The sequence below is a fragment of the Bradyrhizobium sp. 149 genome (genome assembly GCF_023073915.1).
Lineage (GTDB): Bacteria > Pseudomonadota > Alphaproteobacteria > Rhizobiales > Xanthobacteraceae > Bradyrhizobium.
The window spans coordinates 35,880-56,211 of record NZ_JADPKK010000010.1; the positions used below are offsets into that span (position 1 = coordinate 35,880).

Here is a 20,332-nt window from a genome sequence, read left to right on the forward strand (position 1 = left end):
CTCGGGTTTCGATCAGTCGTCCGTATTTGTACGGAACGGCGCGTGTTCTATGCGCCGCGAACGCCGGGCGTATTTCCTGAAACCGCCATGCTTTGTCCGATTCTGCCCCAAGCCGGCCCGCGCTTTCGCGAACGCACGGCGGGGGGGAGGAGGGAGGAGGAGGGAAGATGTTTTGCGTGCGGCAATGCGCCGCTAAGCCGCCGCTGCCTGTGCCGACAACAGCTGCTTCAGCTTCGCCGCCGGCACGGCCGGACTGAACAGCCAGCCCTGCATCTGGCTGCATCCGAGCTGGCGCAGCACCTCGCGTTGGGCTTCGGTCTCGACGCCTTCCGCGGTCGTCGCCATGTGGCGGGCGGCGGCCATGTGCACCACCGCCTGCACGATCGGCGAGGAATCCTCGGACTGACCGATGTCGCTAATGAAGCTGCGGTCGATCTTGATCTTGTCGAACGGGAAGCGGTGCAGGTAACTCAGCGACGAATAGCCGGTGCCGAAATCGTCGAGCGCGATGCGGACGCCGAGCTCGCGCAGCTGCTGCAGGATCGTCAGCGCCTCCTGGTCGTCGCGGATCAGGACGGTCTCGGTGATCTCGAGCTCGAGCCGTCCGGGCGCGAGACCCGACTCGGCGAGCGCGGCGGCGACCTTCAGCGCCAGCGTCCTCGAGCGGAACTGCACCGGCGAGACGTTGACCGCGATGTGGATGTCGCCGGGCCAGGAGGCGGCCTCGGTACAGGCCTGCTTCAGCACCCATTCGCCGATCTCGCCGATCAGCCCGGTCTCTTCCGCGACCGGGATGAAGTCGGCGGGCGAGACCATGCCGCGCTCCGGATGATGCCAGCGCAGCAGCGCCTCACAGCCGGTGACGACATTGGCCGCAAGGTCGACCAACGGCTGGTAATGCACCTCGAATTCGCCGTGGGCGAGTGCCTGGCGCAAATCGAGCTCGAGCTGGCGCCGCAGCCGCGCCTTGGCGTCGTATTCGGGCGCGAAGACGCGATAAGTGCGGCGGCCCTCGGATTTCGCCACATACATCGCGAGATCCGCGCGTTTGAGCAGATCGTCGAGATTGTCGCCGTGATCGGGCGCGATCGCGATGCCGATGCTGGCATCGGTCGGGATTTCCTGGCCGCTGCAGTTCACAGGCGCGCGCAACGCCGTCAGGATCTGCTCGGCGAGGGTCGTCAGGTCGGCCTCTTCGCGGGTGCCCGCCTTGACGATGGCGAATTCGTCGCCGCCTAGCCGTGCGACCATGTCGTTGCCGCTGACGCAGGCGCGCAGGCGGTTCGCGACCTGGCGCAGCAGTTCGTCGCCGACCTCGTGTCCCAGCGAATCGTTGACGCCCTTGAATTCGTCGACGTCGATATAGAGGATCGCGAACGGCTTGCCCTGGCTGAGCTCCGCGACGCGCCGCTCCAGATGGCCGCGCATCAGCACGCGGTTGGGCAGATCGGTCAGCGCGTCGTAATGCGCCATATGCGCGATGCGCTCGTCGGCGCGGATGCGCTCGGTGACGTCGTCATGGGTCGCAAGCCAGCCGCCGCGGGCGCCGGGCTGGTTCTTGATCTCGATCAGGCGGCCGTCCGCGGTCTCGACGATCGCGCTCTGCGTCTGCCCGGCATTGCTCAAGACGCCGTCGCAATAGGAATCGACGTCGCCGTGGAACGAGCCGGTGTCGTGGCGATGCTGGATCACGTCGCGGAAATACGCGCCGGGCTTCACCACGTCCGCCGACAGCCCGTACATCTCGATGTAGCGCCCGTTGCAGACGATCAGCCGCTGGTCCTGGTCGAACATCAGGAGGCCCTGCGTCATGGTATTCATCGCGGTGTCGAGCTGCTGCTTCTCCGCGGCGAGCCGGCGCGTCATCTGGCGGAAGATGAAATACAGCGTGAGCACGAGCAGGCCGATCGACAGCACCGCGACGGTGACGAAGAATTTGGTTTGCGTGTGCCAGGTCGCCAGCGTCGCATCCAGTGACTTGGTCGCGACCACGACCAGCGGCTCGCCGGTCAGGAGGCGTGCAGCGACGATGCGGTCCTTGCCGTCGATCGGGCTTGAGAGCTGCGTCGTGACGAAGGTGCGCTCGAATACCGCCAGCTGTTCGCGCGTGCCGTTGCGGAAATTCTGCCCTATCATCGCGTCGACATGCGGAACGCGCGCGAGCAGCTGGCCGTTCTGATGGTGCATCGCGATCGAGGATTCCTCGCCGAGCCCGCTCGAGGCGAAGAAGGATTCGAGCTGGTCCGGCGTGATCGCGCGCGAAACCAGTCCAAGGAATTCGCCGCGGGGGCCGGAGACGCGGCGCGCGAACACGATCGCCGGTCCGCTGCCCAACCGTCCGGGCACGACCTCGACCTCCTCCTGCGAAGCCGGATCGTTCTTGAGGCGATTGAAATAGCCGCGGTCGGACACCGAAATATCGGCGACAGGCCAGCGCCGCGACGAGTTGATCAGCACGCCCTTGGCATCGAACACGTTGGCGCCGGCAACGTCCGACCAGCCGCTGGCTTTGGCGCGCAGCACCTCGTGCACGGCGAGCGTGGCCATCTCACTGCGGAAGACATCGGGGGACTCGATACCATGGCTTTCAAGCTCGGCGATGATGCTCTTCTGCAGCACCGCAAAATCCTCGAACTCGCGGTCGAAATGACGGGCGAGCAACCGGACCGCGCTCTCCAGGCTGTCGCGGCCGCTCTCGATCGCATTCTGCCGGAAGCGGTCGACGGTGAGCGCGGTGCCGATAGCCATCGCGGCCATCAGCACGAAACCGCCGATGATGAGCCATGTCAGCGGCGCGCCGCGCCAACGGCGCAGCAACGCGCGCATGCGCGCGCTCCACCGGATCGATGTCCCCATGCAGCCCTCCCGTGAGATGCAAGATGCAGCAAAACCGACAAGAGCCGGTTACCAGCAAGGGTTAGGAAAACATGAATCGAACGGAATCAGGGTGGTTCCCGACGATTCCGGTGCGTTCACCGCCTGATCTCCCATCTCGGCGCTGCCGGCGCATCATCCTATTGAGCGTCTTGCTGCCGTGACCAAAACGGCGCAACTTGCCGGCTCGGCTGATTTGCAAGGTTCTTTCTGACCAAGGTTCGCTCCTGATGGTGACCGCATCCAAGGCCTTCATTGCATTCTGTCTGCTCGCGGTGGGCGGCACCATGCTCGTGATCGGCCCCACCGAGCTGCGCCGCCTGCTGCCGAACGGGGCGAAGACCGACGTCGCGGTCGCCGCTAGGCCGGAACTCAAGCCGCAAGAGCCAAAGCTTGCGGCCGTCGCGCCGCCGGCGCCACCTGCATTGCCGGCTCCGGAATCGAAGGCGGGCGCGCTGGCCGAAAGCGAGAGGCAGGTCACGGCCGCGCTTGCCGATCTTGCCCCGGTGAAGCCGGCGCCGGTGGTTGCGGATACCGGGCCCCGGTTCGACGTCGGGCGCATCGACGATCATGGCGAGGTGGCAGTGATCGCGGGCCGGGCGACGCCTGGCGCAAAAGTCGAATTGCTGCGTGACGGCAAACCGCTCGACACGGTGGTGGCGGATGCCTCGGGCCAATTCGTGATGACGCCGCCGCAGCTTCCTGCCGGTTCCTATGAGCTGACCCTGCGGGCGAAATCGCCTGACGGCACCATCACGCAATCCGGCCGCAGCATGCCGGTGACGATCGCCGAAGCCGCGCCGCCGCCCTCGCGCCCTGCACCGGCCGCGAGGCAAGATACGAAGCAAGAAGCGAAGGCCGAGAAGCCTGACGACAAGTCGGATGTTGTGGCATCGGTATCGGACAGGCCCGCGGCCCGGCCGAGATCGACGGGCGCACCGAAGCCCAGGGCCATGGCGCGGGTGCCCGCGGCCACGACCGTCGCATCGGCCTCGCCGGCGGAAGTCGTCGGCGCTGCACCGGCGGAAGCAGGCAGCCGGGTGATCTCGCGCGGCGACAGCCTGTGGGCGCTCAGCCGGCTCGCTTACGGCGACGGCGCCCGCTTTGCCGTGATCTACAACGCCAACCGCGGCAAGATCCACAATCCCAATTTGATCTATCCCGGCCAGACCTTTGTGCTGCCGCAGAAGGCGGAGTGACATCGCATCGGCAACGCAGCGTCAGTTGCGGCGCTTTGCCCTGTCTGCTTCCGGAACATTTAGTTCCTCCGCGCGTCATCGTGGTGCGACGCGGTGCGCGCTTGGCGCCGGAGGAGGGCCAGGGTGGACAGGTCAGTGGTCATGTTGGGATCACGCATGGGCCCCAGGTTGGGGCTGGCGCTATCAGGCGCGACCCTCATGATGCTGGCGGTGCTGTTGCCAAATCGCGCCGAGGCGCAGTTCGGCTTGCGCGGCGGCCCGCTCGGTGTCGCGCGCTTTGCCGTCGGCCACATGATCGGCGTGACGCGCTTGCGCCATGCCCGCATGGCGGTGCGCGGTGGCCGGTACCGCTCCGCAGCGCTGAGGTCGCAAGATCCTCGTCAGGTGCCGCGCGGCGCCGAGCGCGACCAGCCTGCCAATCCTTACGTCCTCCGTGCGGCGATGACGGCGCAAGCAGCACTATCGGGCTGGCGTGGCGGCCGCCGTCCGCAGGGCTGGTGGCGCCACCCCGACGGCAGTTACGGCTGGGTCGGTCCGGTGTTCTGGCCGTTCGCGCATGACGATCTCACCACCGCAATCATTCTCGGCGATACGACCAGCCTCTCGCTCTACGGCTATGGCGACATCTATGCCGCGATCTTCGCGCCCTATGCGGCCACCGAGCTTGCCGCCTACACCGCGCCGCAAGGCAGGCGCGGACGAAAGGTCCCGACCGCCGAGACTGTCTGCGATGCCAGCGACACCGGCGGCCTGCCGGTCGATCGCATCGCCGCTGCCGTGCAGCCGAATGAATTGCAGCGCGCAGCGCTCGACGAGCTCGCGGCCGCCTGGCTCGCTGCGCGCGACACCATCCGCGCCGCGTGTCCAACGCAGGTCCCTGCGACGGCCATGGAGCGCCTCGGCCTGATGCGCCAGCGCCTCGAGGCCATGATCAAGACAACGGACGCCGTCGCACCGCCGCTGGCAAAATTCGTCGATCTCCTCGACGATGGTCAGAAAGCAAAATTCGATGGCCTGGCCGGGGAGCGTCGCGCCGCGCTCGCGTCGATCCAGCAAAAGAATCCCCAGGCGGCGTCGGACTGCCAGGCGGACAGCGATCCCCGCTATGATGTGCAGGCGCAGCGCCAATACGAGCAGCTCATCCAGCAGCAATGGCCCGCGTCCGACATCGCCACCACGCTTCGCCTCGACGACACCGCCCGGGCCCGGTTTGAGGTGCTCCAGGACACCACGCTGCGGACGATGGAAACGCTGAACGCCTGCCCGTCAGACGCAGCGGCGACACCACAGGCCCGCCTCACCGCCGTCAAGACGCGGCTGGAGACGATGCTGCAAGCGGTGAACGGCGTCACGGACGCGCTCGACGATTTCGAGGCGGATCTCAGCGACGAGCAGAAGGCGGGGTTCGAGGCGACGGGGCCGAAGCGCGGGGTGTGATCTTTCAAGGCTGCGCTTCAGCACCCGCGTAAGTCATTGATCTTGCAGCCCCCGGCTACTGTGCATGGGGTTGTTTTCGCACTTTTTGTTTTGGCTACCCTCTCTTACGCACAGCAGCCGCATCCACCACGTTCTCCACTTCCTCGCGCCACGACAAGATCTCCATCGCGAGCACGGGGTGGTTGAAGCCCTTGAGCACGAGATCGTCGAGCGGGCGGGCTTCGACCCAGGGCTCGACCATACCGTAGACGCGGCGGCTGACGACGACCTGGCCGGCCTTGGCTTCGTCGCACAGGCGCGAGGAGAGATTGGTGACGCTGCCGATCGCGGCATATTCCAGCCGCTGCTCGAAGCCGATCTGGCCGAGCGTGGCGTAGCCCATGGCGACGCCGACGCCGAAGCCGAGCGAGTGGCCGCGGTTCTTCCATTTCTCAGTCAGCCTGCCGATGGTGTCGCGCATCTCGACGGCCATCTTCACCGCGCGCTTGGTGTGGTCGGCGAATTGAATGGGAGCGTTGAACAGGATCATCACGCCGTCGCCGGCAAAGCGATCGAGCGTGCCCTCATAGCGGTGGATCAGCTCGCCGAGCGCGGCGTGATATTCCCGCAGCACGTTCATCGCCTCTTCCGGCTCGGTCGCCTCCGTGAACGAGGTGAAGCCGCGCAGATCGCAGAACACGACGGTGACTTCGCGGCGGTGGCTGTCGAGCAGGGCGTCGTGGCCATCGGATGAGGCGATCAGCTGCGCGACTTGCGGCGCGAGGAAACGTTCGAGCCGCTTGATGCGGCCGATCTCGCCTAACTGTTTCTCGACGCGCTCTTCCAGTGAGCGGTTCCAGTTGCGCAGCTGCTCCGTCTGCTCCTGGAGCTTTGCGGCCTGCTGCTGCACGGTTTCGTGCGCGGCGGCGAGCTCGCGGCCCTTGTGGTCGACCTCGGTGAACAGCCGCGCATTGCGCATCGCCAGCACGGCCTGGTTCGCGAAGGTGCGCATCAGGCCGATGATGCTGGCGGCGAACTCGCCGCTGGCGCGGCGCAGCACCACCAGCGAGCCGAGCGTGCCCTGCTGGTCCACCAGCGGCACCACCAGCACCGAATGGAAGCCGGCATCGACCGCGACGTCGCGCAGCGGCTGCCCGGCGGCCTGGTCGAGATCGGCAATCGCGATCGGTTCGCCGCTCCCGGCCGCATCGCTCAGGATGTTCTGGCCTTCGTCGATGGTGACGTGGGCGCCATCGGCGGATTTGTCGATGCCGTTCGCCTCGACCAGATTGAAGCGGCGCGCCTCGGCGTCGTAGCCGTAGATCAGCACGGCGTCGGCATGGGTGATCTCGATCGCGCGCGCGGCGATCGTCGGCAGCACGGCGTCGAGATCGAGCGAGGCGGCGACCGCGCGGCCGACCTCTTCCAGCACCTTGAGCTCGTTGATCGACTGCGCGAGGTCGCGGGTGCGCTCCTCGACCTTGGTCTCCAGGTCCGAATAGGTCTCCTGGATCTGGCCGGCCATGCGGTTGAACTGGCCGGCGAGGTCTTCCAACTCGTCGGCGGTGTGCACCTCGATGCGATGGCTGAAATCGCCTTCGCCGAGCTTGTGCGCGCCGTCGCGCAGCGCCGTGATCGGAATGATCATGCGGCGCGCCAGAAGCGTGCCGGCGAGGATCGCGACCAGCAGGCCCATGCCGATCAGCAGCGCGATGCGCACCAGCTGGTCACGGATCGGCATCAAGGCCTGCGTAGTCGGTTGCTCGAACATCACGCTCCAGCCGAGCTTCGGCACGGTGCTCGCGGCGCTCATCACCGCATGGCCGTTGAAGTCTGTGCCCGAGGTGTCGGGCTCGTGGCCCGGTGCAACCGCGGCCGCAACCTGCGGCAGTTTCGACAGGTCCTTGCCGACCTCGGGCCCTTTCGAGGACGTCGCCAGCACGCGGCCGCGCGGATCGACCACATAGGCGAAGGCAGCCTTGCCGACCTGGGCGTCGGAGAGATACTCGGAGAGAAAGCTGAGGTCGAGCTCGGCCACGGTGACGCCGGCGTTGAAGCCGGAATGCGCCACCGAGATCGACATCATCGGCTTCCGGTCGGAGAACCATGCCGGCGCGTAGCTGACGCCGCGGGCGACGGTGTCGGTGAAGCGCATGTCGCGGGAGAGGTCGGCATTGCTGCCGGTCGTGGTCGACTGGCGCGAGACGCGCAGCACCTCGCGGCCGTCGCCGTTGAGCTGGAACAACTGGTTGACGACAGCGACCTGGTGCAGCAGCTGGGCGTAGTCGGCGCGGCGCTTCTCGAGCGTGTCCTGGCTCGCCCGCGTCACCCAGCTGATCTGGCGCTCGAGCTCGGAGATCGACTGCTCGATCCGCCGCGCGGCAGCCTGCGCCTTGTCCTCGAGGCCGTCGGTCAGCGAGGTCCTGGTGGCGCGGTAGGAGATCCAGCTCTCCATCGCGCCGTTGACGGCGAGCACGAACACGACGAGGCCGACGAGGGAGACGACGTATTTGGCGAACAGGCCCTCGCGCAGAAACCGTGTCTTGTCGTTCGCTCCTGCCATCCCGATCCTCTCGCGCCGCCATCGGCGCCGGCGCTACGGTCCGTACGGACCCTGCGAGCCTTCTAGCACAATTTGGTCCAAGGGACTGGTCGGGGCCGCGTGACTGGCCGGTGTGGTTACCCGCCGTGGACTCGGAGGCAGGCGGAAGGATGGTGAATTGCCGCAGTCTCATCCGTTTGGAGGAAGCCGTGGCCGGGCCGGCCGATGTAAGGGGATGGGCTTGGCAACGGAGGGCTTGGAGTCCCGCGCTTTGGTCCTGCAATCATCGATTAAAGAGCTGCCGCATCAGCTCGTTCATCGGCTGGCTGTCCTGTTGCGCCGCCGGCGGGTCCTCCAGGGCGGGGGGCGCTGGCGAGGCTTGCGGCATCAGTGTGGATGGTGGTGCCGGAAGGCTACGGCTGCGAGCGGTGCCAGTGGCAGTGCCGGTGCCAGTGGCAGTCCCAGTCCCAGTCCCAGTCCCGTTTCCCGCGCCACTGGAAAGCCCCTGCTGGATCAGGTTGCCGATCGCCTCGCCCAGGGGGCCGCCGAGCAGGTTGTTCTGTCCGGGCTGCTGGGTTTGCGGATTGGCGTTACCGGGCGCAGTGCCGCCACCCGGCGCGGGGGTACCTCCGAGCCCAAGGCTCCCCAGGATATTGCCGAGCCCGGCTCCATCGGCGCCGAACAGCCCCTTGCCCATCTCGCGCAGCTTGGCATAGGCGGCGTCCGGATTGTCCAGCATGCCGGCCATGTCAGGATAGATCCGCGGCTGCGCCCAGGTGCCCTGGATCATCACGGGGATGCCGAAGCCCACCGGCTCGGCGGCCCGGCCCTGGCCTTCGGTCGTCATCACCAGCTTCGGCTCGACGCGAAAGCCCAGCATCTTGGTGTCGAGGGCGATCGTGCCGGCGCCGGTCACGCGGACCAGCGGTCCGGTCAAGTTGAGATCGGTGGTCACCGCCTGGCCCTTGTCGATACGGAAGGACGCCGAGAGCTGCGACAGATCCGTGCTCTGCTCCCGGCTGTTGTCCTGGTTTGCCTGCCAGCCGGACAGCGTGCCCGATGTCAGCGAGCGGATCATCTGTGCGACGTTGATGCCGCGAATGGTGCCGTCCTGGAAATTGACGAAGGCCGTGCCCTGCATGTTCGCCATCAGCGCGCGCTGGCTGGTGCCGGCGCTGCGCAGCGCGAGCTTGGCCTGCAGCTTGCCGTCGATCCGGTCGAATTCGGCAAGGCCCTGCAGCAGCGGCAGCGCGCGCACGCCGGCGAGGTCGGAATGCATGGCAAAGCTCGGCGCGCCGCTGGTCGCATCCAGGATCACCTCGCCCGAGACCTGGCCGCCATAGGCGCCGAGATTGGCGGTGCCGGCCTTCAGCACGCCGCCGGCGAGCTTCGCATCGATCGCCAAAGGCGCAAGGCGCGCATCCCCGATCACCGCCTCGTGGGCGGAGAGCCTGATCTGCGCATCGACATAGTTGAGCCCGGACACGTCGATCGGCGCGTCGCTCCAGGGCTGCCCGGATGCGCCTTCCGGCGATTTCGCCAGCGGAATCGCGAGCCGCTGGAAGTCGAGATCGAGCTTGACCAGAGGCTTGCTCGCGATATCGACCGAGGCCCAGCCGTTGAACGCGCCATCGCCGAGCGTGCCGTTTACGCCGTTGATCATCACGACATCGCCGCTCAGCCGCAACTCGGCGTGGCCTGCGAGCTGAGACTTCAGCACGTCGGGCATGTCGATGGCGAAATCCACCGGAATGGTCGGCCGGTCGGCTGGTGGTGCCGGCGTGGTCGCCTTGATGTCGAATTTGGTCGGGTGCTCGCCGACCCGTGCGGTGCCGGTGATGTTGATCTTGCGGTCGCGACCGACAGTCGCATCGGCGTTGATGGCGCTGATGCGGCTCTCGACGCGATCCCGCGCGCGCGCGAATGCGATCTCGCCATCGGTGACCTTGACGCGGTCGATGGCGGCGCCATCCGTGTCGAGCGCGATTGGCTTCGACGCGCCGCCGGCATTCGGCAGGCGCTCACGCAGCAGCGGCTGATAGAGCACGGGATGGGTGATGACGAGCTCGCTGATCTTCGGGCGGCCCGACCAGACGCTCGAGAGCGACATGTCGGCCTGCACGCTGTCGACGGTCAGGCGCGTGATGCCGCTGCGGTCCTTGGGGTCGGCCAGCGTGAGATCGTTCAGCGTCACGTTCAGCGTCGGCCACAGGCTGATCCTGGTGGTGCCGTCGATCGACAGGCGATAGCCGGTCGCGCTCTCGACTCGCGAGGCAATCGTCGAGCTCAGGAAGCCGGAGGGGATCCCGATCACCAGCAGGAGTGCGATCACGATGATGACGGCGGCCGCCGCCGCGCCGGCGAATTTCACTGCTCTCATGTCGACTTTCCAACGACGGACAATCGGCGTCGAATCCGGCAGATGACCGTCCTTTGCGCCTGAGTTTATCCCGGGACGGGAAGCGGCTCCAAGCGCGTAAAAATAGTCTAGGGGTGCTGCAAAGTTATGTGACTTATGACACACTTCCCCGGCGCGGTTTTACGCGATCCTGATGTTGATGGTTCCAGGCGATTTGCCAACGAAATTCACAAGGACATTGAAATGAGCAAGCAGGCCGAATTTGCGGTCATCCTGAAGATGAATGCCATGTTCGCCGATCTCGGCGCAGACGAGCTCCAGCGGCTGGCGAATCTCTGCCACACCCAGCATCTGGGGAGCGGCGAGGTGCTATTCCAGAAGGGCGACGCGGGCGACGCGCTGTTCGGCGTGCGCCGAGGCCAGGTTCGTATCGAGACCGGCGCCTCCGACGGCAGCCGGCTGACACTGAACTTCATGGGGCCGGGCGACCTGTTCGGCGAGGTTGCGGTGCTGGACGGCCAGAGCCGCACCGCGGATGCGACCGCGGGTGAAGCCAGCGAGCTGTTCGTGCTGCGGCGCGAAGACTTTCTCGCTTTCCTCGAACGCGAGCCGAAGGTCGGGATCAAGATCATCGCGCTGCTGTGCCAGCGCATCCGCTGGCAGAGCGAGCGCATGGAAGAGTCGATGCTCCAGCCGCTGCCGGTTCGCCTCGCGCGGCGCCTCTGCGCGCTCGCCGCCGATTTCGGCTCGGAGGTGCACATCTCGCAGGAGCAACTCGGCGTCTTCGTCGGCGCCGCCCGCGAGAGCGTCAACCGTCAGCTTCAGGCCTGGCGCAAGGAAGCGATCCTCGATCTCCAGCGCGGCCGCATCCTGCTGCGGAACATGACTAAGCTGACGGCGATCGCGCGGAACGAGTAGGGGTTCAACCGATCGGAAGCCTGCGCCGACGGACACGATCCCGGTCGATGGTCACGATGCTGCCCTGGATCTCGTCTTCAGTCAGGGTGGACAGAACCACGGCGAGTCGAGATCGGACACCGGCTTCTGTCCAGTCACCATTCCGAAAAAGAATGAGGCTTGGGCTATCGTTGCCCGCTGTCGCAATCAACCGAGGGTAATCGAGATCAGCGGTGACGATGGTGCGGACCTCCTGCTTGGCTCGCTCGATGATTTCAACGTCGCTGGCAGCGTGAAGCCCGATCTCGGATGCGTGGACGGCGTCATATCCCAATTCCGTGAGCCAACCCGACAAGGTCGGCGAGAGGGGCATGTCGACAAGAAATTTCACTTCACCGGCACAGTCGGCCTGAGCTCAACGGTTTCATCCTCGGCGAGAAAAGCCGCGTAGCGCAAGGCTTCGTCGATGTCTTCGCGTTCGAGGTAAGGGTAGTCCTTTAGGACGGATTCACGGGTTTCGCCGGCTGCCAGGAGGCCGAGCAGCCGGGCGACCGGAAATCGCAGTCCGCGGATACAGGGCTTGCCGGTGCAGACCGCGGGATCAATCGTGATGCGTGCGAATGTCATGCCCCCAACATAGCGCGTGCGGGCGAGATCCGCCAGATCGAGCCGAAGGCCTGATCGCCGGCAATTATTCCGCTGCGGGATGCACGATGCCCTTGGGCACCGGCGCTGCCTCTGCGGGCGCCGAGCCGTGATGGGCGTCGTCCGCATCTTCGCTGTGCACGACCAGCCGCTTGCCAAAGCGCCAGATCAGGGCGCCGAGATCGTCCATCACCATGAACATCGCAGGCACGAACACCAGCGACAGGATGGTCGAGAAGATCAGGCCGCCGATCACCGCGAGCGCCATCGGCGAGCGGAACTCGCCGCCCGCGCCGACCGCAAGCGCGCTTGGCATCATGCCGGCCGCCATCGCGATGGTGGTCATCACGATCGGGCGTGCGCGTTTCATGCCTGCGTCGATCATGGCTTCTTCACGCGGTGTGCCGGCGCGAATGGACTCGATGGCGAATTCCACCAGCATGATCGCGTTCTTGGTGACGATGCCCATCAGCATCAGGATGCCGATCCACACCGGGGTGGTGAGCTGCTTGCCGGTGACCAGCAGGGCCGCGATTGCGCCGCCGATCGAGAGCGGCAGCGAGAACAGAATGGTGATCGGCTGCAGGAAAGTGCCGAACAGCAGCACCAGCACGGCGTACACCATCATCAGGCCCGCCGTGATCGCCGTGGCAAAGCCTTCGGACAGTTCATTCAGGCTTTCGGCATCGCCGGAGGGTGAGACCTTCACGCCCTTCGGCCGGCTCTTCATGACCGGAAGGTCGTAGATCTTCTTGGTGGCGTCGCCGAGCGCGGCGGAGCCGACGAGATCGGCCGCGACAGTCGCCTGTCGCTCGCGATCGTAACGGTTGATGCTGGTCGGACCTTGGTCGAGCTTGACGTCGGCGATGACGGAGAGCGGCACGCCGCCCTTCTCGCCGTGCTCGCCGAGCGGCACGCGCAATTGCTGGAGCGTCTTCAGATTGCCACGCGCGGCGTCCTCGAGCTGCACGCGGATTGGCACCAGACGGTCGCCGACATCGAACTTGGCGAGCGCCGGCCCGACGTCGCCGATGGTGGCGACCCGGATGGTCTGCGACAGGCTTTCGGTCGAGACGCCGAGCCGTGCGGCGAGATCGGCGCGCGGTTCGACGCGCAGCTCGGGCCGCTCCAGCGTGGTTTCCGAGATCACGTTGGAGATGGTCGGAATCCGCTTCATCTGTGTCGCGAGCTCGCTGGCGACGTTGTTGACGATGTTGGCGTCTGCGCCGGTCACAACCAGCGAGATGGCGCGCAGGCCGTTCTCGTCGAGGAACCAGAAGCGGATGTCTGGAATGTTCTCCAGCTCCTGGCTGATCGAGAATTCAAGCTCGCGCTGGGTGATGTCGCGGCTGTCCTTGGGCGTGTAGTTGATGATCAAAGCGGCGCGCCGGACTTCCTGGGTGCCCGGTGGAACGCGCCCGCCATCGACGAAGATGCTCTTCACCTCAGGCCGCTTGCGCAGCCGCGCGACGATGTCCTCGGTGACTTTTTCGGTGTAGGCGAGCTGGGTGCCCGGCGGCAGCTCGAGGGCAACCAGTGAGCGCGAGCTGTCCTGCGCCGGCAGAAAACCCTGCGGCAGCAGCGTAATGCTCCAGATCGAGGCGGCGAACACGCCGAAGCCGACCAGCACCGTGATGAAATAGTGCTTCACCGACCAGGCCACGAGCCTGTGATAGGACCGCAGCACGCGGCCGGGCGGCGGCTCTTGGTGATTGCCATGTTTGAGGAAGTAGGCGGCGAGCACCGGCGTGACGAAGCGCGCCGCGAGCAGCGAGAAGAACACCTGCACCGAGACGGTGATGCCGAACTGCTTGAAGAACTGTCCGGCGATGCCCGACATGAAGCTGGCGGGTGCGAAGATCGCGATGATCGTCAGCGAGATCGCGATCACCGCGAGGCCGATCTCGTCGGCGGCCTCCAGGGCGGCACGATAGGGCGATTTGCCCATGTTCATGTGCCTGACGATGTTCTCGATCTCGACGATGGCGTCGTCGACCAGAATACCCGTCGACAGCGTGATGGCGAGGAAGCTGACGAGGTTGAGCGAGAAGCCGAGCAGGTCCATCGCCCAGAACGCCGGGAAGATCGACAACGGCAGCGAGATCGCGGCGATGATGGTGGCGCGCAGGTCGCGCAGGAACAACAGCACGATGACGACGGCGAGGATGGCGCCTTCGAACAGGGTCGAGATCGCCGCGTGGTAATTGCCGTTGGTATACTCGACCGAGGTGTCGATCACCTTCAGGTCGACGTCGGGATAGGTGGCCTTGAGCGAGTCGATGCGCTTCTGCACGGCCTCGGCCACCTTCACGTCGCTGGCACCCTTGGAGCGCTTGATACCAAGCGCGACGATCGGCTCGCCGTTGAAGCGGGCGAAGGTGCGGCGGTCCGCGATGGTGTCGGTGACGGTGCCGAGATCGTCGAGCCGGACCTCGCCGCCGCCGAACAGCGGAATCATGGTGCCTGCGAGGTCGCTCAGCGTCTTGGCGCCGGCGAGGGTGCGGATCGCCTGGTCGTTCTTGCCGATCTCGGCGCGGCCGCCGGCGACGTCGACATTGGTGCCGCGCAGGCTCTGGCTGACATTGACGGCAGTCAGCCCCATCGACTGCAGGCGGTCGGGATCGAGCGAGACCAGGATCTCGCGCTCGACACCGCCGATGCGCTCGACCTGGGCGACGCCGCGCACGCCCTGCAGTGCGCGCTTGACCACGTCGTCGACGAAATATGAGAGCTGTTCCGGCGTCTTGCCGGGCGAGATCGCGGCGTAGGTGACGATCGGCAGGCCGATGACGTCGACGCGCTGGATCAGGGGTTCGGTGACGTTTTGCGGCAGGTTGGAGCGCACGCGCGTCACCGCGTCCTTGACGTCGTTGAGCGCGCGGTCGGTGTTGGTTTCCAGCGCGAACTGGATGGTCGTTACCGAGAGGCCGTCGGTGATCTGCGAGGTGATGTGCCTGACGCCTTCGACACCGGAGACGGCGTCTTCAACCGTCTTGGTGACCTGGGATTCGAGCTCGGCGGGTGCCGCGCCGAACTGCGATACCGCGACCGAGATCACGGGAATGTCCGCCGAGGGCAGCCGCGTCACCGCGAGCTTGGTGAAGGACACCCAGCCGAGGATCAGGAGGATGATGGAAAAAACGACCGACGGCAGCGGATTGCGGATCGACCATGCCGAGATATTGAGAGCCATCAGCGTACCCGCGTGCGATCGAGTTCATCGGCGAACATGGTCTTGATCTGGTCGCCGTCATGCAGCGAAGAGCCGGCGTCGGCCACGACGATTTCGCCGACGTTGAGGCCTTCCAGGATTTCCGTCGCGCTGTCGGACGACAGCCCGACCCGTACCTTGCGCGTCTCGACAATGTTGGCCTTGACGACCTGCACGGTGAGATGGTCGATCGCGGTCTTGGGAACCGCGACGCCGCAGCTTCGCTTGGCGTCGATCGAGGCGCGGGCGAACACGCCGACTTTCAGCGAGGGATTGTTGGTGACGCTGATGCGAACGCGCCCAAGCTGGGTGGCGCGATCAATTTCGGGCGCGACCAGCCTGACCCGCCCGATCAAATCGGGCGCGTCGTCGCGACTGATGCGCACGGTCGCGCCGGAGCTGAGCTTGGGCATGTGCACCGCCGGGACCTGCGCGTCCAGCTCGATCTCGTTGTTGACGGCGATGCGGAACATCGGGCCGGCCTGCGGCGAGGCCGGCGCGCCGACGATGGTGCGGACCTCGGTGACGAGCCCTGGCGCAGGGGCCTTCAGCGAGACCGGACCTTGCTGGCCGGGCCGCTGCGGCTGGCCCGGGATCTGGGGCGGGGCGGTTAGGCGTGCCAGCTCCTGATTGTCGGTGACAAGGGTACCTTCGGTGACGAAGAGGTCGGTGACCCTGGATCCCTCCTGGTCGGCCACGACCACGGCTTCGCGGCGCGGCACGAAGAAGCCGGTCACCCGGACCAGGTCGGAGAAGCAGGCATTGGTCGACTTCGTCACGATGACCAGTGCCTCGCTCGGCGTCTCCTTGGCTTCGGGGCGATGCCGGTGCTCGAACAGATAATAGCCGACGCCGAGCGCGACGACGAAGACCACCGTTCCGGCCGGCTTGAGATAATGGGAGAGATTCATCGCCGGATCGTCCTGGCCTGGCTCACGGCCATCCGCACGCGGCCCATGGAGAGCGTTTCCCTGAAATAAAGCAGCGTCCCGCAAGACTGCGGGACGCGTTCTGGAAGCGAGACTTTACACCACATCACGACTTGTCACTTCAAAGGATTACGTCGTGCTCATTTCGATGCGGTGGTCTTGTTTTCCATGTTGACGACCTGCACGCGACGATTGATCTCCGCCATCGGCTGGGCCGGGTCCTTCAGCTTGCTCTTGCCGTAGCCGACGGTGACGAGGTCGGCCGCGGAGATGCTGTATTTGTCGACCAGGTAGCGCTTGATCGAATCCGCGCGGCGCTCCGACAGGTCCTGATTGTAGCCCTCGCCGCCGGCGGCGTCGGTGTGGCCGGCGACCACGAAAGTCGAGCCTTTCAGGTCGGGGCTGGTCAGCGCGCGGCCGAGCGCCTGTACCGAGGCAAGCGATTTGGCGCTGATATTGGCTGAGTTGTAGTCGAACGTGATTTCCAGATCGATGTTCGGCTTGTCCTTGGCCACCGACGCGATTTCCTCACGCTCGGTCGACGAAAGCGAGCGCGTCGAGCGGCCGCGCACGGACTGGATCAGCTTGGTCTCCGCCGCATTGGGTGCGGGATCGGCCTGCGGAGCGACCGAGAGGCCGCGGGTCAGCGGCTTTTTCGGCGGCGGCGCCAGCGCGCGGACGATCTCGTCCTCGGTGACGTTCTTGCTGTTGCCGTCGTCGCCGGCGAATGCGAGCGGGATCGTCAGCGACAGCGCGGCGCCGACGGTGATGATGGACAGGATTGCGGTAAGTCCCTTTGCAGCCAATCTCATAGCCAGTCCCTCCTGCGCAGCCAGCTCGCGCGGTTCCAAAATCCTGCAATAGGTCCCCGACGGGCGACCTGCGGCATCCGTTCAATTAGTCATCGCCGGGCCGTCGCGGGTTCGAGGCACATCAGCCCCGATTCAAAGAAATATCAACGCACTCCGTAGCTTGCGAATTCCTGAACAATGTTCGGATCCATTGCCTTGGCGTTGGCGATGTCGAGCGCACCTTCCTGCGCCGAGCCGTTGCGCTGCTTGGCGATGCCGCGTCCGAACAGCGAGGAGGTCAGGCGCGGATTGATCCTCAGGGCCGCGTCGAAATCGGCGATGGCGTTCTTGGCCGCTCCCGATTTCAGATTGACGAGTCCCCGGCTGTCGAGCGCGTCGACGAAGTTCGGCCGCAGCCGCAGGGCCTCGTTGCAATCCTTCAGCGCGCCCTGGAGGTCGCCGACCACGGTGCGGGTCCAGCAGCGGTTGTTCAGAGCCTCGACGTCCTTCGGGTTGATCCGGAGCGTCTCGTCAAAATCCTTGATGGCCAGATTGTAGGCGCCCTTGCTGGCATAGACCTGGCCGCGCCGGTAAAGCGCGTTCACGTCGTCCGGATTGGCCGCGATCTTGGCGGTCAGCCCCTTGATGGTGGGATCCTCGGCCAGGGAGGCCGCACTCGGCCCGCTGTCCATGCTTGGAGCGGTGACGGGATCGGCCGGTTTCACTGGTGGTGGTGCCGGCGGCAAGGCGGCGTCGACCTGAGGCTTCGGTGACGGCGCAGCCGTCGTGTCAGCCGGTTTCGGCAGCACAGGTGGCGGAGCCGGCGGCGGAGGGTTGTTGGCGACGACCGGCGGCGGAGCGGGAGGCGGGGACGGCGGCGGCGGCGTCGGACGCGACCCACCGGCCCCCGGAATGAACGAGAAATCCTCGGCCAGGGACGAGGATATCCATGGTACCTGCTCGCCGCGGGAGGCGCGGGTGACGCCCATCTTGGTGCGGTTCAGCGTCTCTTCGGCCATCAGGTCGGGGACGCGGATTTCCTTGAGGAGTTCCTGGACGAACAGGCTGTGCTCGCCGCCGGCGTCCGAGACCACCGAGGCCAGCGCCGCCGAATACATCACCAGCGTGCCGTTCGGCGCGATGACGGGGGTGAGGCCGGCCGAGAAGCTGCGGAACCGGCGCTCGAACGGGTTGCGTCTGGACGCGTCGACCAGCGCGATCTTGACGCCGGCGCCGCGGGTGTTGAGCTCGCCGAGCACGGTTTCGAGGCTAATGCCGTCGCGGCGCACGTCGGATTCGGTCCAGATCTGCGCATCGACCGGCAGCAGGTAGCTCTGCCGCGCGGATTGGATGCCGAAGCCGCTGAAGAACACCAGTGCCACCGACCCCGGCTTGATCTTGCCGTACAGCTTGTCGAAGGCGCGGCGCATGCCGTCGCCGGTCAGATTCTCACCGGTCTCGACGGAAAAGCCATCGCGCTTGAGCTCATCGGCGATGTCGCGCGCGTCGTTGAGCGGTTCCTTCAGCGGGGTGTCGGCGTCTGGATATTTGGCATTGCCGATGACCAGCGCAAAGCGATCGCCGGCCGCAAGCGACGGAGCGGTCGGGATGAGCGACACGAGCAAGGACAGAACGAAAAGGAAGCAAATTTTCATAATGAGCGCGATCCAGCCAAAAAGGCGCCGTTTCCAGCTTGCGCCGCGGCGACCTTAACTTACGCAATGTGCATTATCAAACCGGGGAAGGGGGGCGTCAACCGCTTGCAGATTCGGCGCTATCGCGACAATTGACCGCGACGTATGGGCACGTTGCGGAGGGAATAAACCGGCGCTCACGATTGCACTCGATGAATTATGGTTGTCGTTGCGGCTGGATGTTAGGGCCGTCATGGCGACAACAATGTGATTGCGCTCACATTGTGGACCGGCGTCCCTCGCAACCTCCGGTGTTTGACCTTTGTGGCGGACAATGGCTTGGTGCGATCGATCGCCCCTGAAGGTCACCCAGAAAAGAGCAAGATCAAAGCCATGGGAAACGCCTACGAAATCTACGCACTGCGCTATGCGACGATGTCGCCGCGCACCCCCACCATGAACTTCCTCGCGCCCGACCCGCATGACAGCGCGGCGCAGGATCTCGACTATTTCGTCTGGCTGATCCGCGGCAACGGCCGCGACATCCTGGTCGATACCGGTTTCAATGCCGAGGAGGCGGACTTTCGGGCACGCAAGCTGACGCTCAATCCGGTCGATGCGCTGGAGCGCTTTGGTGTCGCCGCAGCGAGCATTCGCGACATCATCGTCACACATCTGCATTACGACCACGCCGGCAATCTCGACCGCTTCCCGAACGCGCGCTTCCATCTCCAGGAGCGCGAGATGGCTTACGCGACGGGGCGCTGCATGTGCAACGGACTGCTGCGACATCCATTCTCGGTCGAGCACGTCACGCAGATGGTCCGCCATGTCTACGGCGAGCGCGTCAATTTCTATTCCGGCGAGGGCGAGGTCGCGGCCGGCGTCACCGTGCACCGCGTCGGCGGCCATTCGGACGGCTTGCAGGTGGTAAGGGTCGAGACCGCCCGCGGACCGGTGGTGCTGGCCTCCGACGCCGCGCATTATTACGCCAATCTCCAGCGCCGGAGCCCGTTTCCGATCGTCTACAATGTCGGCGACATGGCGGTTGGGTGGGAGACGATCGAGCGTCTCGCCGGCCATCCTGACCGGTTCATTCCGGGCCACGATCCGATCGTGACCGAGATCTATCCGCGCGCCAGCGACAAGGTCGATGTCTGGGCGCTGCATTTGCCGCCGTCGCGATCCTTTGCGAAGTGATCAATACGCCTGCTTGGCGTCGGCCTCTTCGCTGGTCTGGATCAGGTCGAGGCTCTGTTCGATCTTGCCGAGCAGCGTCGATAGCTGCTTGCGCTCCTGCGCGGAGAGGCAGGCGAGGATCTCGTCCTCCCGCCGCAGCAATTGCGGAAACAGCTCCTCGTAGAGCGTGCGGCCTTTCCTTGTCAGTCGCAGGCGGAATTCGCGGCGATCGGCTTCGTTCTCGAGGCGCTCGATCAGCCCTTGCTGCAGCAGCATGGTCACCGCGCGGCTGATGGTGGATTTGTGGGTGCGGGTGCATTGCGCGACGTACTGCGCGCTGCAGGCATCGTTGCGGAACCCGAGCGTCGCGATCACGCGCCAGGCCGGAATGTCGAGGCCGTGACGTTCCTGATATTCGACCGAAAGCGCGGCGCTGACTTCCGCCGCGAGCCGGTTGAGGCGGAATGGCACGAACTTGAACAGGTCGAGCCGTGTTTTTGGCCGCGGTGAAGCCTCATCGGCTGCGTGTGTCTTCAGCGCGATGTCGCTGGATGTCCTCGCCAAGGAGAGCGCTCCGAATTCCAGTTGACGGCCGGCCGGCTCCGGTCCAAAATAGTTGCATGTGAGACTATCTAGCAGATCAGGCCTCTCCTGAC

14 protein-coding genes are annotated in these 20,332 nt (G+C 65.6%); 4 read left to right on the forward strand and 10 right to left on the reverse strand.

What is annotated here, in order from left to right:
- Positions 1 to 192: 192 nt before the first annotated feature.
- Positions 193 to 2,856: an EAL domain-containing protein gene (locus IVA88_RS03905; protein WP_247495980.1), complete on the reverse strand. Its 2,664-nt coding sequence runs from the start codon at positions 2,854 to 2,856 to the stop codon at positions 193 to 195.
- A 248-nt stretch (positions 2,857 to 3,104) separates the two neighbouring features.
- Here IVA88_RS03905 and IVA88_RS03910 point away from each other — a divergent pair, with 248 nt between their 5' ends.
- Both IVA88_RS03910 and IVA88_RS03915 read left to right on the forward strand, forming a co-directional pair.
- On the forward strand, positions 3,105 to 4,073 hold the full coding sequence (locus tag IVA88_RS03910; RefSeq protein WP_247495981.1) for a LysM peptidoglycan-binding domain-containing protein: 969 nt from the start codon (positions 3,105 to 3,107) through the stop codon (positions 4,071 to 4,073).
- Between the two features lie 156 nt (positions 4,074 to 4,229).
- Positions 4,230 to 5,510: a Spy/CpxP family protein refolding chaperone gene (locus IVA88_RS03915; RefSeq protein ID WP_247495982.1), complete on the forward strand. Its 1,281-nt coding sequence runs from the start codon at positions 4,230 to 4,232 to the stop codon at positions 5,508 to 5,510.
- A gap of 94 nt (positions 5,511 to 5,604) precedes the next feature.
- Here IVA88_RS03915 and IVA88_RS03920 read toward each other — a convergent pair whose 3' ends face one another.
- Both IVA88_RS03920 and IVA88_RS03925 read right to left on the reverse strand, forming a co-directional pair.
- Positions 5,605 to 8,052, reverse strand: coding sequence for an adenylate/guanylate cyclase domain-containing protein (locus tag IVA88_RS03920; protein WP_247495983.1), 2,448 nt, complete (start codon positions 8,050 to 8,052; stop codon positions 5,605 to 5,607).
- Positions 8,053 to 8,314: 262 nt separating this feature from the next.
- Entirely contained in the window at positions 8,315 to 10,411 is a 2,097-nt protein-coding gene (locus IVA88_RS03925) for an AsmA family protein (protein ID WP_247495984.1), read from the reverse strand.
- Positions 10,412 to 10,633: 222 nt separating this feature from the next.
- Here IVA88_RS03925 and IVA88_RS03930 point away from each other — a divergent pair, with 222 nt between their 5' ends.
- On the forward strand, positions 10,634 to 11,308 hold the full coding sequence (locus IVA88_RS03930; RefSeq protein ID WP_247495985.1) for a Crp/Fnr family transcriptional regulator: 675 nt from the start codon (positions 10,634 to 10,636) through the stop codon (positions 11,306 to 11,308).
- 4 nt (positions 11,309 to 11,312) lie between these two features.
- On the opposite strand, the gene IVA88_RS03935 is transcribed toward IVA88_RS03930, so the two are convergent.
- The 6 genes from IVA88_RS03935 to IVA88_RS03960 all read right to left on the reverse strand — a co-directional run bounded on the left by IVA88_RS03935 (position 11,313) and on the right by IVA88_RS03960 (position 18,518).
- Complete coding sequence (locus IVA88_RS03935; protein ID WP_247495986.1) at positions 11,313 to 11,678, reverse strand: DUF5615 family PIN-like protein; 366 nt, start codon at positions 11,676 to 11,678, stop codon at positions 11,313 to 11,315.
- The gene (locus IVA88_RS03940) at positions 11,675 to 11,914 is read right to left on the reverse strand and encodes a DUF433 domain-containing protein (RefSeq protein ID WP_247495987.1); all 240 of its coding nucleotides are present in this window, start codon (positions 11,912 to 11,914) and stop codon (positions 11,675 to 11,677) included. Before IVA88_RS03940 ends, IVA88_RS03935 begins: the two co-directional genes overlap by 4 nt.
- Positions 11,915 to 11,978: 64 nt before the next feature.
- Positions 11,979 to 15,125 (reverse strand): efflux RND transporter permease subunit, encoded by a 3,147-nt coding sequence (locus IVA88_RS03945; protein ID WP_247495988.1) that lies wholly within the window; start codon positions 15,123 to 15,125, stop codon positions 11,979 to 11,981.
- Positions 15,125 to 16,054, reverse strand: a complete 930-nt coding sequence (locus tag IVA88_RS03950) for an efflux RND transporter periplasmic adaptor subunit (protein ID WP_247495989.1) — start codon at positions 16,052 to 16,054, stop codon at positions 15,125 to 15,127. Before IVA88_RS03950 ends, IVA88_RS03945 begins: the two co-directional genes overlap by 1 nt.
- Before the next feature lie 158 nt (positions 16,055 to 16,212).
- Complete coding sequence (locus tag IVA88_RS03955) at positions 16,213 to 16,884, reverse strand: OmpA family protein (protein WP_247495990.1); 672 nt, start codon at positions 16,882 to 16,884, stop codon at positions 16,213 to 16,215.
- Positions 16,885 to 17,027: 143 nt separating this feature from the next.
- The gene (locus IVA88_RS03960) at positions 17,028 to 18,518 is read right to left on the reverse strand and encodes a caspase family protein (RefSeq protein WP_247495991.1); all 1,491 of its coding nucleotides are present in this window, start codon (positions 18,516 to 18,518) and stop codon (positions 17,028 to 17,030) included.
- Positions 18,519 to 18,890: 372 nt separating this feature from the next.
- Between IVA88_RS03960 and IVA88_RS03965 the strand changes: the two genes are divergently transcribed.
- Positions 18,891 to 19,697, forward strand: a complete 807-nt coding sequence (locus tag IVA88_RS03965) for an N-acyl homoserine lactonase family protein (protein ID WP_247495992.1) — start codon at positions 18,891 to 18,893, stop codon at positions 19,695 to 19,697.
- On the opposite strand, the gene IVA88_RS03970 is transcribed toward IVA88_RS03965, so the two are convergent.
- Positions 19,698 to 20,240, reverse strand: coding sequence for a MarR family transcriptional regulator (locus IVA88_RS03970; protein ID WP_247495993.1), 543 nt, complete (start codon positions 20,238 to 20,240; stop codon positions 19,698 to 19,700).
- Positions 20,241 to 20,332 lie beyond the last annotated feature (92 nt).

What these genes read in the sequence shown, in the direction of transcription:
- IVA88_RS03930 (WP_247495985.1), top strand. Translation starts at nt 10,634, where the DNA reads ATGAGCAAGCAGGCCGAATTTGCGGTCATCCTGAAGATGAATGCCATG.
- IVA88_RS03965 (WP_247495992.1), top strand. Translation starts at nt 18,891, where the DNA reads ATGGGAAACGCCTACGAAATCTACGCACTGCGCTATGCGACGATGTCG.
- IVA88_RS03905 (WP_247495980.1), bottom strand. Translation starts at nt 2,856, where the DNA reads ATGGGGACATCGATCCGGTGGAGCGCGCGCATGCGCGCGTTGCTGCGC.
- IVA88_RS03940 (WP_247495987.1), bottom strand. Translation starts at nt 11,914, where the DNA reads ATGACATTCGCACGCATCACGATTGATCCCGCGGTCTGCACCGGCAAG.
- IVA88_RS03945 (WP_247495988.1), bottom strand. Translation starts at nt 15,125, where the DNA reads ATGGCTCTCAATATCTCGGCATGGTCGATCCGCAATCCGCTGCCGTCG.
- IVA88_RS03955 (WP_247495990.1), bottom strand. Translation starts at nt 16,884, where the DNA reads ATGAGATTGGCTGCAAAGGGACTTACCGCAATCCTGTCCATCATCACC.
- IVA88_RS03925 (WP_247495984.1), bottom strand. Translation starts at nt 10,411, where the DNA reads ATGAGAGCAGTGAAATTCGCCGGCGCGGCGGCGGCCGCCGTCATCATC.
- IVA88_RS03915 (WP_247495982.1), top strand. Translation starts at nt 4,230, where the DNA reads ATGGGCCCCAGGTTGGGGCTGGCGCTATCAGGCGCGACCCTCATGATG.
- IVA88_RS03960 (WP_247495991.1), bottom strand. Translation starts at nt 18,518, where the DNA reads ATGAAAATTTGCTTCCTTTTCGTTCTGTCCTTGCTCGTGTCGCTCATC.
- IVA88_RS03950 (WP_247495989.1), bottom strand. Translation starts at nt 16,054, where the DNA reads ATGAATCTCTCCCATTATCTCAAGCCGGCCGGAACGGTGGTCTTCGTC.
- IVA88_RS03910 (WP_247495981.1), top strand. Translation starts at nt 3,105, where the DNA reads ATGGTGACCGCATCCAAGGCCTTCATTGCATTCTGTCTGCTCGCGGTG.
- IVA88_RS03920 (WP_247495983.1), bottom strand. Translation starts at nt 8,052, where the DNA reads ATGGCAGGAGCGAACGACAAGACACGGTTTCTGCGCGAGGGCCTGTTC.